Here is a 12,315-nt window from a genome sequence, read left to right as displayed (position 1 = left end):
GCGCTTCCCGGTACTTATGAGCGAATCCCTAAGTTAATGGGCGAATCCCCAGTGGAAGAGCTTCAAACCAAAAAAATAACCCGGAAGGCATATTCCTCTGCCTTTCCGGGCTTTATTTCTTCTGCACGGCCAAGATAAATGGTGGATCATTTTTCTGATTAATAAACCCGTACTTCAGCACAGCGAATTTTTTTTGATCCAGTGTAGTCACGTATTTTAAAAGGGCTTTCTTCTCTGCCTCACCGCCTTCATGTCCGTGATATACAACTATAACTACGAGCCTGTTCTGTTTCAGATGATACAAAATGGAACTGACAGCGGTAATGGTTGAGTCACTTTCCGTAATAACCTTTTTATCACTGCGGGGCAAATATCCAAGGTTGAAAATCGCTCCCCCCAGTTTTGCTTCATCCTCCAGTTGCAAATAGTCTCCAATATAGGCATGGCTGTCATGGATGAGGGAAACATTTTTCAGCCGATTTTCGACAAGCCTATCCTTCGTGGACTGAATGGCCTGTTCCTGAATATCAATCGCCAGCACATGACCTTCCTCGCCAACCAGTCTGCTTAAAAAAACAGTGTCATGTCCATTGCCGCATGTGGCATCGATGACCGTATCGCCTTTTTCTACGGTTTCTTCCAGTAAATAGTGTGCGTATTTCAAAATTCCCTTCAACGTCATAATCCCCTTCGTGTTGATATATGTCTATTTTAGCAGAATACAAAGCAAATTGCCTTGACAAAACGGTGGCACTTCAATAAAATTCAATATACATAATAAAACGACGCCGGGAAGGATTAGTAGTAATTATTTTCAGGTAAAGAGAGGCAGTGGCCGGTGAAAACTGTCCCTGAAAAATTATGAACTCGCCTTCCATGTTGCAGGGGTGAAGCCAAGTAGCTTCTGCCGTATGATTCGCGTTAAGAATTCAAGTGAACGCCGGTAAATTGCGAAACAATGCGCTGCTGCGTTAATTTGGGTGGTACCGCGGGAATAACAAGCCTCTCGTCCCTTTCCAGGGGGATGAGTGGCTTTTTTTCATCGGAATGTACAACACAATGGCGATAATAGTTGTTTGATCAAAGGAGGAAGCAGAATGAGTTTTCATCATCAGAAAATCGAAAAGAAATGGCAAAATTATTGGGAAGAAAAGAAAACATTTAAAACGGATACGTATTCGGAAAAGGAGAAGTTCTACGCCTTGGATATGTTTCCGTATCCCTCGGGAGCAGGACTGCATGTCGGGCATCCGCTGAGCTATACGGCTACGGATATTTTGTCACGTATGAAACGGATGCAGGGGTATGAAGTGCTGCACCCGATGGGCTGGGATTCATTCGGTCTGCCGGCAGAGCAGTATGCAATTGATACTGGGAACAGCCCGAAAGATTTTACGCTGAGTAATATTGCTACATTTAAAAGACAAATGAAGGAAATCGGATTTTCTTATGACTGGGACAGGGAAATAAGCACGATGGATCCAAGCTACTATAAATGGACCCAGTGGATTTTCAAAAAGCTGTATGAACAAGGACTTGCCTATGTGGATGAGGTCGCAGTTAACTGGTGCCCGGCACTAAATACCGTACTGGCAAACGAAGAAGTCATTGACGGAAAAAGTGAACGCGGCGGACATCCTGTTTACCGAAAACCAATGAGACAGTGGGTTTTAAAAATTACTGCTTATGCAGACCGTCTGCTTGAAGATTTGGAAGAACTGGACTGGCCGGAAAACCTAAAAGATATGCAGCGCAATTGGATTGGAAGGTCGGAAGGGGCAGAAGTCAGATTTTCCATTGATGGTCATGATAAGCATTTTGATGTTTTCACCACACGTCCCGATACATTGTTTGGGGCAACCTATGCCGTATTTGCACCGGAACATCCATACGTAAAAGAAATTGTTACGGAAGCACAAAAATCAGCAGTGGAAGATTATTTGCATAAAGTAGAAACAAAATCCGATCTGGAACGTACGGATCTGGCAAAAGATAAGACAGGGGTTTTCACGGGGGCTTATGCCATCAACCCGGTAAACAATGAAAAAATGCCGATCTGGATTGCGGATTATGTCCTCATGTCTTATGGAACAGGAGCGATTATGGCAGTTCCCGGACATGATGAGCGAGACTATGAATTTGCAACGAAGTTTGAACTGCCGATTGTGGAAGTTGTTTCCGGTGGAGACCTTTCCAAGGAAGCTTACACGGGAGACGGTGAACATATTAATTCCGAATTCCTGAATGGCTTGCATAATGAAGAAGCAATTTCCAAAATGATTGACTGGCTGGAGGAAAACAAAATAGGGAAAAAGGAGATCACCTATCGTCTGCGTGATTGGCTATTTTCCAGACAACGCTATTGGGGAGAGCCAATTCCAATTATTCATTGGGAAGACGGCACCATGACAACTGTTCCCGATGAGGAACTGCCTTTGGAATTGCCGGAGATGGATGAAATTAAGCCGTCAGGTACAGGAGAATCCCCGCTTGCCAATAGTGATTGGGTAAATGTGACTGATCCGGAAACTGGAATGAAAGGCCGTAGAGAAACCAATACGATGCCCCAATGGGCGGGAAGCTGCTGGTATTTCCTGCGGTATATTGACCCGGAGAATCCGGATCAGCTTGCAGACCCGGATGCATTGAAAAAATGGCTGCCCGTTGATATTTACATCGGCGGTGCGGAGCATGCGGTGCTTCATCTGCTGTATGCCCGTTTCTGGCATAAATTTTTGTATGATATTGGTGTGGTTCCAACTAAAGAACCGTTCATGAAGCTCTTTAACCAAGGAATGATTCTTGGGGAAGGCAATGAAAAAATGAGTAAGTCAAAAGGGAATGTAGTTAACCCGGATGATATTATTTCATCTCACGGAGCGGACACCCTGCGCCTGTATGAAATGTTCATGGGACCGCTGGAAGCGTCAGTAGCATGGTCGACAAATGGTCTGGACGGAGCAAGAAGGTTCCTTGATCGGGTATGGCGCTTGTTTGCCTCTGAGGACGGATCACTGTCCGATAAAATTACTGAAGAAGAAAACAAAGCAATGGATAAAGTGTACAATGAAACGGTGAAAAAAGTAACGGAGGACTTTTCCACGCTGCAGTTTAATACCGGCATTTCACAAATGATGGTATTTGTAAATGAAGGAAACAAGCAGGAGAAGCTGCCGAAGGAATATATGGAAGGCTTCGTAAAACTTTTATCCCCTGTTGCACCGCATCTTGCAGAAGAGCTTTGGGAGAAGCTGGGTCATAAAGATACAATTACGTACGAACCTTGGCCAGCTTATGATGAAACAAAACTGGTCGAGGACGAAGTGGAAATAGCTGTACAAATCATGGGCAAAGTCCGTGCGAAAATTCACGTGGCAAAGGATGCAACAAAAGAAGAAATGGAAGCACAGGCGCTGGCCAATGAAAAAATCAAAGAACAGGTCGAAGGAAAGACTGTTCGAAAAGTAATTGTTGTTCCTGGAAAACTAGTAAATATAGTGGCAAATTAATGAAACACCGGGACGGTTCTCTTGTTACATTTACAACAGGAAAACCGTCCTGGTGTTTACTTAAATTGTCGTAAAACAGATGAATTTGCAAGCATTAATGTGTGGTATAATATAAGTAGGGAGAAGGGTACCTTCCTTAATCCATAAATAAAGGTGTGATAGCATATGAAACGTCGAATTCTTGTAGCCTATGATGGATCGGAACTAAGCAGAGAAGCGCTTGAGGAAGCCAAATTACAGGCTGGCGGTGTGCCGGAGACGGAGGTTCATATTTTAGCTGTAGTTACGAAGGCAGGTCCCAGTACGAATCATGGTGTAGCACTGAGTATTCAGAAAGATATTGCCGAGGGTATGGAAAAGGAAATTGAAGACATCAAGCGGGAGTTTCAAAAAGATAATATAACCGTTGAAACCCGTGTATATATTGAGGAAAAGCAGCGTAACGCCGGAAAAACGATATGTGATTACGCCAAAGTAAATGATATAGATCTCATTATCGCGGGAAGCCGTGGACTCGGAAGCATGAGACAAATCCTTTTGGGAAGCGTGAGTAATCACATTGTGCAGTATTCCCATTGTCCGATTTTAATTATTAAATAGCATCACTTTAAAGATTCCTATATACAGATATAATAAATAATATTTTCACACTTGTGATTGTATAAATCCAAGTGTTTTTTTATTGGCCTATTTATTAAAAAATTAAGATTAATTATTGGATTTGTTATGTTATGATAGATGACGTAAAATAGTTTGTGTAAATTATTTGAGACAAAAAACGAGGTAGGGTACCCTCGGAATTGGCTAAAATTCTAAGAGAGGAGAAACCCTACCATGTCTCATAGTATAACCAATAATGACTTTATGAATCAACTTGACACACTTGTTCGTGACTTTGTCAAAGAGCACCTGGAAACCATTATGAAAGAAGAAATGGAACAGTTTTTTAAGGTGGAGCACCCTGAACTGAAACAGGTGAAAAACGGGTACTACACACGCACTCTCGACACCAAGCACGGTCATATCGATGACCTTGCTGTTCCGCGTGATCGCAACGGTGAATTTAAGACGGAGTTGTTTGATCCTTACCAGCGCCGTGACCAATGGGTTGGAGAAACGGTCACGAGAATGTACCAGAAAGGCATCAGCACCCGTGAAATCGGTCAAATGATCGAGCACATGTTGGGTTCTGCTTATTCGGCAACAACGGTAAGCAATATAACGGATGTCACACTGGAAAATATCGAATCATGGCAAGAGCGCAAGCTGCAGAAACGCTATTCGGTTCTTTATCTTGATGGAACCTATCTCAAGCTGCGTCGCGATGACGTTGATAACGAAGTCGTCTACCTGGTCATTGGCATCACCGAAGATGGTTATCGCGAGATTCTCGGTTTCTATGTCGGCGGCCAAGAAAGTTCACTCGGTTGGAAAGAAATCCTTCTTGACCTTTACAAGCGCGGTGCCGAGGAAGTGCTGCTTGGTGTATTTGACGGCCTGCCTGGTTTAGAAGACGCAATGAAAGAAGTTTATCCAAAGGCTGATGTGCAGCGCTGTGTCGTTCACAAAATCCGAAATGCCATAAATGCCGTACGTAAAAAAGACCAAACGGCCATTGCCGAGGATCTAAAGCCCATTTACGAGGCAAGTACAAGAGAAGAAGCCAAAAAGCAATTCCAGGCTTTTAAACATGCTTGGGAGGCTAAGCATCCTAAAATCGTCAAATCGTGGGAGAAAGACTTAGATGTGCTTCTGACGTTTTTAAATTACCCGTCATCCATCCAGCGCATGATCTACACGACAAACATCATTGAGCGAACGATGAAGGAAATCAAAAAACGTACCAAGACGATGAACAGCCTGCCCAGCGAAAAGGCGGCAGAGAAAGTGGTTTATCTCCAATCCATTGACTACAATCAAAAATGGGCAGAACGGAAACTGCGAGGCTTTGCGAGTGCTTATCAGCCGCTTCAAGACATGTTTGAAGCAAGATATGGAAAAACAAGCAAAGTATAACCGGGAGAATTTTCAGTCATCATCCCCCGGGTACCCGGGGGATGATGACTGCTCCCCCACCAATTCTGTGGAATACCCTATTAAAATTTACACATACTTCTTGACGGAACCTTATGATAAAAAAAGAAACTTTAAAGTTGGAGAAGATTTAGATGAGACATATATTAATTAATGCGTTGGATTTACGGAAAAGTGAGAAATACGATGAATCAAATGAATTACTTATGAAGTTAACAGGCGATTTTCCTAATGATGCAAAAATCAATTATCAATGTGCCGTGAGTTTTGATTTGATTGGTGAAGAAATGAAAGCAATACCTTTTTATAAAAAGGCGATTAAATTAGGACTGCCCCCAAAAGAGCTGGAAGAAGCCTATTTAGGATTGGGAAGCAGTCTTAGGGCATTGGGAAGATACGAGCAATCAAAAAGGATATTGCAAGAAGCAATGGTATTATTCCCTGAAAGCCATGCTATCCAGGTTTTTTATGCAATGACCCTGTATAACTTAAAAGAACATGAAAAATCAATAGAATTATTGTTGGGATGCATAGCAGAGACATCTGAAGATACAAAAATTAACCAATATAAGAAAGCAATCCGTTTTTATGCTGATAAATTGGATGAAATTTGGGCGTGAATGAAACTCAATATTGCAGTTGGTTTTACGGATCTATTCCCTAAAAATACATAATAAAAGCAGGTGGGAAAATGTTGGTGGAATCTTTTGAGAAGCCGTTGAAATACGCTGGAGAAGAAAACCTGACAGGTTCTATGGTGAAAAAATACATAAATATAAATGGAGCAAGACAAGGATTGATTATCGAAACGCTCAACCAACAAAAGCCATTATTGCTGTTTCTGCATGGCGGCCCCGGATTTCCGGCCTACCCTCTGATCAAAGCGCATGGTCTGAAGCTTGAGAAGTATTTCGATGTCTGTTACTGGGACCAAAGAGGTACAGGGATGTCCTATGATGGGAAGGCAGCCAAAACGCCTTTGACAGTGGAACAGTTACTGGATGATACATTTCAGGTGGTAAATTACTTAAAAAAAGTATATGCCCGGGATAAAGTATATCTGCTTGGCCATTCCTGGGGTACTTTTTTAGGAAGCCTTGCAGCTTGTAAACGTCCGGAGCTTTTTTATGCTTATATCGGGATAGGCCAAATTGGTTCAGCGCTGGAATCGGAAAAAGAGACCTATGATTTTATGCTGGCCACTGCAAAAAAGAAACGGGACCACCGTGCCCAAAAACAACTTGAAAAAATTCACATTGATACTTTTTATTATATAAATCGTTCCTATGGCGCTATTAAATCAAAATATGTAAACGCATATGGCGGGGGCTTTAAACGTGAGGGTTACGCTAATCTTGAGACTCTTAAACACATTTTTGGTAGTCCAAACTATTCACTCAGAGAAAAAATAAACATACTTATCGGGAGTAACTACGCTTGGCAGTCGCTTGGCGGGAATCTTGCAGCTGCTGATCTGGTAAAGCTTGTCCCGTCACTCGATCTTCCGGTTTTCCTTCTACATGGCAGGCATGATTATATAACAACATGGACACAGGCCAATCGTTTTTATGAAGCGGTTCAGACTCCGTATAAAAAAATGTATACCTTCAACCATTCAGCACATAGTCCGTTTATTGAGGAACCGGAATATTTTTATGAAATTATCGAAAATGAAATATTGGGGCGTCCGGGAAGTTAACTTAACTTTGTAAATGAAAGCAAAAAAATACATGAATGACCTATGTTCTTCATCCCAGGGTATACAATATTTCTATCTATAAACTTGAGTAAAAGGAGTGCGGGAAGACCATCTAATTATAATATTGAAAGGAGCAGCTTTGTGGATCCAAACCGCCTATCCAAACATTTTAAAGTATTCGCTGAAAATGAATGCAAAGGTTCAAGTAAGTTATATGAATTTCTTTCTTTAAGAATTGCGGAAGATAAAGCCATATTGGAATTAGCATCATACGCAAGAGAAGGTCAGCCCATCCCAAACATGTTGTTTGGGGCTGTGCATTATCTGTTACTGAAAGGAAAGGTACATAGCTTAAAAGAATTTTATCCTAGTATCATCAGGAAACCGGGAAATGCATTAGATTCATATAAGTATTTCCGAGACTTTTGTAAGCAATACACAGATGAAATAATTCCGATTCTGGAAAGTAAATTGGTACAGACGAATGAAGTTAGGAGATGTGCCTATCTTTTTCCGGTTTTTCATTATATTTATAACATTGCAAGGAAGCCCCTGGCTTTAATCGCACTCGGAACAAGTGCTGGATTACAACTTTTATGGGATAAGTACAGCTACTCATATGGTACAAACAAAACATACGGGAATCAGGATTCAAAGGTACATTTAACTTCTGAAATCAGAAGCGATAAACTACCAAACCTATATGGGGATATGCCGCTGTTTATTTCCCGCATTGGCATAGATCTCCATACAATTGATTTAACGAAAGAGGAGGAGCGCCTTTGGTTGAATGCCCTGATTTGGCCGGAACACGCTGAAAGAAGAGAATTATTTAACAAGGCGGCAGAATGCTTGAAGGAAAATCCTGTAACACTGGTTGAAGGAGACGGGGTGGAATTACTATCGGAACTGACAAATGCTATACCAAAGGACCGTGCCATTTGTGTCTTCCACACCCACGTTGCCAATCAAATGTCGACTCATGTAAAAGAGAATTTACTTGAACAAGTTGAATCTATAGGATCTACCAGAGATATTTTTCATATTTATAACAATGTTTTCGATAAAAATCTGCGTCTGGATTATTATATTGATGGAAATGCGTTCGCGAAGATAGTTGGTGAGACGGACGGGCATGGTAGATGGTTTACGTGGGCGCTTTAGTTCAGACTGTTTACAAATAGGAAGGAGCAATTTGCTTGTTGTAATAGGAGTCATTGCACTTATAACACTTTTTTCAATTGAGAGTAAGCTCAGGCAGGGAAATAAACAAGATGAGAAATGTTTTGGTTTGCTAAATGAAATTAAAGAACAGAAATGAATATGATAAGTTTTATAAATTGGAGGAAAAACAAATGAAAGAAGCTGAAAGTATTGCAGTGTGCCCAAAATGTGGTGGTAAAGAATTGGGAAAAGGAAAACACAGTGGTTATTCAGCCATGCATCCAGTAAACAAGATGAGTATGGGTTCGACAGTAGAATACATAATTTGCACGGAATGCGGATATATTATAGAAGGCTACGTAAAAAAACCGGAAAAGTTCAAAGGGACACTATTTTAAATTCGCTTCAAAAAAGTTGCTCAGATAGAGAAATTCTGAGCAATCCGTGTGTTTTTATGCAAATGCCCTCCAAATTACCAACTTATCCCATATTCACAAACGGCCTGTGATAATCCAGCTCTCCTTTAATCCTGGTAATATGAATATTATCTCCCTGAAGCCACTTTCTAAAATCAAAAATTACCGGTTTCCTGTCCGGTCCGATCACAAACCATGCCTTCAATTCTTTCGGGAAATATGCCGATGTATGAAGCGTACCGGCGGAGGCATCGTACTTGCTTGAAAAAATTCCATGATCAGGACTGTTCATTACTTTATAAGCCCCATAAGGATTCATTGCATGCTGCTGCTCATCCAATATCGTTTTTTCTCTTTGACGGGTCTCTTCCTGCCTATATCTGTTTTCTTCATCCAATAAGTGAAAATGATTTGTGCATACATTGGACTTCCGGGCAACCACATGTCTCGGGGAAGCTTCGACTATATAGGATGCTCCTGAAGGATCCAGCAGTACATAACTGAACGAATGGCGGTGGGGGAGTTCTTTCAGCAGAGAGATGGCTTCATCAACGTTTGCACAGGATTCTAGAATGAGGCGGCCAATCATGTTACATATAAAACCGTCACCTGATTTTTTACTGTGCGTGAAATTATAGCCCATCACCAGTCCTTTTTCATTCATGCCATCAATCCGTCCCGTAATTTGCATGGACGGACCAATCACAGCGTATCCCTCATCTGTAGGCTGATATAGCATATAACGCCCTTCGTAGCCCCTTGGGTGACTGTCATAATTACGAACCATAAAATTGGGATCAGTAAAAATGGAACAACCACTTCTGGTAAATTCCAAGTAATAACCGCCAAATAATCGAAATGCTTTTTCGGTATTCAAATTCAACGCATCACGCAGACCATAGATTTCTTCCAATATAGCGGGTGACAACTTGGCCATCATTTCTTTATAAGCCCCCGTATCAACGAGGAAATGCCTGTCTTTCTTTGGTCCCCATTGTTTTTCACGGTTCGGCAATATAGGGGAATTCCTTAGCAGTTCCCCTTGATAATAACCGAAATCGTAGTGATTTCCTCTATATTGAATAACGTCACTGAAATACTGTTGCATTTTATCCATTCCTCTTTTGGTTCTTTCTATTCCCAGTGTACGGTATGTAATATGTAATGTATAATTTGATGCCTGGTTTATATAAAAGCCCGTAATCAATTGTCTGCCTGAACAATTTCAGTGGAAGCTGAATGGAAAAAGTGAATTTGGCATGGTTACAATGAGGGTAGAAAGTGGCGTGCTGGATTGTATGGTACCCTTTTGATATAGCAATATACCCCGTTAAAAAAAGCTGCAGCGGAAATATAAAATACGTTTATATAGAGAAACATATTATACAACACAGGAAATCCCGCTTGCTAGAGGGGATTTTCTGTTGATATTCCTTAATTAGTTACAGGGTAACCAAGTTTTTCAATCGTTTCTCTGATTTCATCCTTGCTCACTTGTGCCTCATTGAAAGTTGTTTTTACTTTACTGGAGTTAAACATTACTTTAGCTTCTTCTACTCCGGGTATTCTACCAACTTTACTTTCAATTTTTTTAATGCATGATGGACAAGTCAGTGGTTCTAATTGAAACTTAGTTGTTGTCATAACAAATCTCTCCTTCGTTTTCTTATACATTTATTATAGATGAGGTTATTATATAAAACCTTGATATAAGTCAATTTTTGTATACTTTTCCCCTGTAGATGTTGTTTCAATAAATGTTGTTGGGTTATTGTCGGGGGTAGAGCCGTTAAATCTACAGGAAGTTAATACATTTTTATGGTTAATATTGGTTTAGTTAGTGAGTGGGTAATGAAGTAAAAGGCGGCTCTTGTAGAAAGAAAAAACCCTATTATAAAAAATAAGGCTAGATGCATAACAAATTTGGCTGTTTATTTGTAAACATTATTTGATTAAGCAGGAATCCATTCCGTCTGTAAAATAATCCACTCCCCATTCTCGTAATACCAAAGTGTTTCCACCGTCCCAAGTTGATCAGCATGGTAAGCACCGCTGATCTGCTGGTAGCTTTTCAAACCATGTCCTTTACTTTTACTGATAAGGGTGGGCTCATAAAAAGAAATCGGATTTATCATGACCGAAGTCTGTTCCAACAGTTTTCCTTCTTCATTATATAAGCCAAGTCGGATATATTCGGAAGCCCGATCGGAAACATCAATTTCACTCGGTTTATGGGTTGGGGACAATTGGAAAGTGACAGTGAAATTTTCCTCAAAAGCCCCTTCAAGATATTGCTGTTGAGGCAACGCAATCTCATTTAATTCATTATTTCTTAACGTAGACAATTGGTAATGATGCAGACCTCCGCTTCCGCCGGTAGCGCTTTGGTAAAAAATATCCTTGATCCCGTCTCCGTTAAAATCCATTAATTGGATAGTTGGTTCATACCCGCCTTCATAGGAAATCGTCCATTCATCATCCATTTCATTTGTGATTTCCACCCATACGTCACGTAGGTAGCTGCTTTCTGAGGAAAAGGGGATCCCCATTAATATAATAGTTTCATTCTGACCGTCCCCTGTAACGTCTGCTTCAAAAGATTCCAACTCAACAGTATCCGGTATTTCCTGCGCTATTACAGGTTGAACATAAAGCATGATAAAGAAAAATAATAGGATGGTAAAAAAGAATCGCATGGATGTTTTCCCCCGAATTTTATAGTAGTTTTATTCTGTGTCAGATAGTTGCATGTTATGCAGTGAGAAAGTATGATGAACATAAAAAAAGAAGGATGAGTGACATGAACCAAGTGAATGAGATAACACCCAAAGAAGTGGAAGAACAAATGGAATCAGATGATAATATGGTTATTATAGATGTCCGGGAAGATGATGAAGTGGCACAGGGAATAATTGAAGACGCCAAACATATCCCTCTGCAGCATATTCCGTATTCTATTCATGAATTGGACAAAAATAAGCATTATGTGCTGGTTTGCCGTTCCGGTGGAAGAAGTAATACAGCAGCTGAATATATGAGTGAGCACGGCTACCAAGTATCTAATATGGTAGGCGGGATGCTGAAGTGGGAAGGGGAAGTCATTTTATAATAAAAGTCTTTTTCGTAGCAGGTAAATAAATTGAAAGTTTACCTGCTCCTTACAGCGATTGAAGTGATTTAAAAAGCAACTGAACATAAAGATGATAAATGGAAAATATTTGCATTGGATTAATGAGAAAATTGTATTGACATTTTCTCCAAACGGTTGTATTATAATTCTTGCTGTCCGGCAGCTTTAGTAAAAGTGGATCGGCAGTTTCTCACCATTTTTCGAAAAGACATCTTTTATTATTGACTTTTTTGTTGAAAAATGGTATATTATTTGTCCACAACAAAAAACAGGTTAAAATTTAAGTTGTGGATTCCCATTGCCCAGCAAATTTCCGAAAAAAAGTATTGACTGGAAATTGTGGCTGTGGTAACATGTAAAAGT

General features: G+C 40.5%; 12 protein-coding genes and 1 other annotated feature. Of the genes, 8 read left to right on the top strand and 4 right to left on the bottom strand.

The features are described from left to right. Positions 1 to 112 precede the first annotated feature (112 nt). The gene (gene mnmM, locus ACZ42C_RS07560; protein ID WP_461182418.1) at positions 113 to 682 is read right to left on the bottom strand and encodes a tRNA 5-(aminomethyl)-2-thiouridylate-methyltransferase MnmM; all 570 of its coding nucleotides are present in this window, start codon (positions 680 to 682) and stop codon (positions 113 to 115) included. Positions 683 to 779: 97 nt separating this feature from the next. Next, positions 780 to 1,017: a binding site (T-box leader), on the top strand. An 80-nt stretch (positions 1,018 to 1,097) separates the two neighbouring features. Here mnmM and leuS point away from each other — a divergent pair. From leuS to ACZ42C_RS07525, 7 genes are all read left to right on the top strand, one after another. After that, a complete protein-coding gene (leuS, locus tag ACZ42C_RS07555) occupies positions 1,098 to 3,509 on the top strand; it encodes a leucine--tRNA ligase (protein ID WP_461182417.1) in 2,412 nt (803 codons plus the stop codon). Between the two features lie 165 nt (positions 3,510 to 3,674). Beyond that, positions 3,675 to 4,109 carry a universal stress protein gene (locus ACZ42C_RS07550; protein WP_461182416.1) on the top strand — a complete coding sequence of 145 codons (435 nt, stop codon included), beginning with the start codon at positions 3,675 to 3,677 and terminating at the stop codon, positions 4,107 to 4,109. Between the two features lie 234 nt (positions 4,110 to 4,343). After that, positions 4,344 to 5,525 carry an IS256 family transposase gene (locus tag ACZ42C_RS07545; RefSeq protein WP_464891246.1) on the top strand — a complete coding sequence of 394 codons (1,182 nt, stop codon included), beginning with the start codon at positions 4,344 to 4,346 and terminating at the stop codon, positions 5,523 to 5,525. 152 nt (positions 5,526 to 5,677) lie between these two features. After that, positions 5,678 to 6,163, top strand: coding sequence for a tetratricopeptide repeat protein (locus tag ACZ42C_RS07540; protein WP_461183748.1), 486 nt, complete (start codon positions 5,678 to 5,680; stop codon positions 6,161 to 6,163). 71 nt (positions 6,164 to 6,234) lie between these two features. Continuing rightward, on the top strand, positions 6,235 to 7,242 hold the full coding sequence (locus ACZ42C_RS07535) for an alpha/beta fold hydrolase (RefSeq protein ID WP_461183747.1): 1,008 nt from the start codon (positions 6,235 to 6,237) through the stop codon (positions 7,240 to 7,242). 141 nt (positions 7,243 to 7,383) lie between these two features. Next, on the top strand, positions 7,384 to 8,406 hold the full coding sequence (locus ACZ42C_RS07530) for a DUF2332 domain-containing protein (protein ID WP_461183746.1): 1,023 nt from the start codon (positions 7,384 to 7,386) through the stop codon (positions 8,404 to 8,406). Between the two features lie 191 nt (positions 8,407 to 8,597). Further along, positions 8,598 to 8,804, top strand: a complete 207-nt coding sequence (locus tag ACZ42C_RS07525) for a transcription initiation factor TFIIIB (protein ID WP_461183745.1) — start codon at positions 8,598 to 8,600, stop codon at positions 8,802 to 8,804. Between the two features lie 82 nt (positions 8,805 to 8,886). Here ACZ42C_RS07525 and ACZ42C_RS07520 read toward each other — a convergent pair whose 3' ends face one another. The 3 genes from ACZ42C_RS07520 to ACZ42C_RS07510 form a co-directional block, all read right to left on the bottom strand. Next, positions 8,887 to 9,930 (bottom strand): C45 family autoproteolytic acyltransferase/hydolase, encoded by a 1,044-nt coding sequence (locus tag ACZ42C_RS07520; protein ID WP_461183749.1) that lies wholly within the window; start codon positions 9,928 to 9,930, stop codon positions 8,887 to 8,889. Positions 9,931 to 10,256: 326 nt separating this feature from the next. Further along, a complete protein-coding gene (locus ACZ42C_RS07515; protein WP_461183744.1) occupies positions 10,257 to 10,466 on the bottom strand; it encodes a heavy-metal-associated domain-containing protein in 210 nt (69 codons plus the stop codon). 308 nt (positions 10,467 to 10,774) lie between these two features. Beyond that, positions 10,775 to 11,518: a hypothetical protein gene (locus ACZ42C_RS07510; protein ID WP_461183743.1), complete on the bottom strand. Its 744-nt coding sequence runs from the start codon at positions 11,516 to 11,518 to the stop codon at positions 10,775 to 10,777. A gap of 104 nt (positions 11,519 to 11,622) precedes the next feature. Here ACZ42C_RS07510 and ACZ42C_RS07505 point away from each other — a divergent pair, with 104 nt between their 5' ends. Next, positions 11,623 to 11,931 carry a rhodanese-like domain-containing protein gene (locus tag ACZ42C_RS07505; protein ID WP_461183742.1) on the top strand — a complete coding sequence of 103 codons (309 nt, stop codon included), beginning with the start codon at positions 11,623 to 11,625 and terminating at the stop codon, positions 11,929 to 11,931. The last annotated feature ends 384 nt before the right edge of the window (positions 11,932 to 12,315 follow it).

It is taken from the genome of Virgibacillus kimchii (assembly GCF_055379185.1).
Note: the sequence above shows the minus strand (reverse complement) of the source record. Positions and strands in the feature narration are given on the sequence as shown.

Coding starts and splice junctions, on each gene's coding strand:
- mnmM (WP_461182418.1), bottom strand. CDS start 682: ATGACGTTGAAGGGAATTTTGAAATACGCACACTATTTACTGGAAGAA.
- leuS (WP_461182417.1), top strand. CDS start 1,098: ATGAGTTTTCATCATCAGAAAATCGAAAAGAAATGGCAAAATTATTGG.
- ACZ42C_RS07550 (WP_461182416.1), top strand. CDS start 3,675: ATGAAACGTCGAATTCTTGTAGCCTATGATGGATCGGAACTAAGCAGA.
- ACZ42C_RS07545 (WP_464891246.1), top strand. CDS start 4,344: ATGTCTCATAGTATAACCAATAATGACTTTATGAATCAACTTGACACA.
- ACZ42C_RS07540 (WP_461183748.1), top strand. CDS start 5,678: ATGAGACATATATTAATTAATGCGTTGGATTTACGGAAAAGTGAGAAA.
- ACZ42C_RS07535 (WP_461183747.1), top strand. CDS start 6,235: ATGTTGGTGGAATCTTTTGAGAAGCCGTTGAAATACGCTGGAGAAGAA.
- ACZ42C_RS07525 (WP_461183745.1), top strand. CDS start 8,598: ATGAAAGAAGCTGAAAGTATTGCAGTGTGCCCAAAATGTGGTGGTAAA.
- ACZ42C_RS07520 (WP_461183749.1), bottom strand. CDS start 9,930: ATGCAACAGTATTTCAGTGACGTTATTCAATATAGAGGAAATCACTAC.
- ACZ42C_RS07515 (WP_461183744.1), bottom strand. CDS start 10,466: ATGACAACAACTAAGTTTCAATTAGAACCACTGACTTGTCCATCATGC.
- ACZ42C_RS07510 (WP_461183743.1), bottom strand. CDS start 11,518: ATGCGATTCTTTTTTACCATCCTATTATTTTTCTTTATCATGCTTTAT.
- ACZ42C_RS07505 (WP_461183742.1), top strand. CDS start 11,623: ATGAACCAAGTGAATGAGATAACACCCAAAGAAGTGGAAGAACAAATG.